Source organism: Oleiphilus sp. HI0132, from assembly GCF_001635845.1.
The window spans coordinates 1-846 of the sequence record NZ_LWGJ01001537.1 but is presented as its reverse complement, the minus strand read 5'-3'; the positions used below and the strand labels follow the sequence as shown (position 1 = coordinate 846).

General features: G+C 45.2%; 1 protein-coding gene. It reads left to right on the top strand.

Going from position 1 to position 846, the window contains the following annotated elements; genetic code table 11:
- A partial coding sequence (locus A3766_RS23670; protein WP_156509086.1) for an RND family transporter occupies positions 1-846 on the top strand: 846 nt, incomplete at both ends.

Sequence of the window (846 nt, the reverse complement as noted above, 5' to 3'; positions counted from 1 at the left end):
TCAGACAATATATTTGTTGTTCTAGCGCCGAAAGATGGCGAGGTATTTACCGTTCCAACCTTGAATGCAGTTAAAGATCTAACTGATAGAGCTTGGCAATTGCCTTATTCAACACGCGTCGATTCAATCACAAACTTCCAATATACAAAAGCCGAAGAAGATGACTTGCTCGTTAACGACCTGGTTGAATTTCCAGATGAAGCCGATTTGGACGAGATTAAACGGATTGCGCTTAGCGAGCCGCTGCTAGAAAGTCGCCTTATTTCCAAGCAAGCGCATGTTACTGCGGTCAATACCACAGTTCAACTTCCTCAATTGACCGAACAGGAGATTCCCGAACTAGTAGCGCAAGCACGTGTGATGATTGCCCAGTTTGAAGAAGACTACCCCCACCTGGATGTTTATATCACAGGTAGCGTGATGCTAGGCAATGCCTTTTCTGAATCAGCCCAGGACGACCTTGCAAACCTGTTTCCGGTCATGTTTGTGATAATAATCTTCACCTTATTATTGCTTTTACGTTCGTTCACCGGTACCGCCGTAACCTTGGTTGTCATAATAATGTCTATCGTCAGCGCAATGGGAATGTTCGGTTGGCTAGGATGGACGCTTACCGGTCCAAGCACCTCAGCGCCCACGGTAATCATGACAATGGCCGTTGCCGATTGCGTTCATATTCTAGTGACCTTTCTATTTAACATGCGGCACGGAATGCTTAAAGCCGAAGCAATGCAAGAAGCCATACGTATCAATTTCCAGCCGGTTTTCATCACCAGCATCACAACAGTTGTTGGCTTTATGACACTTAACTTTAGTGAAGTTCCACCCTTCAGAGATTTAGGTAAT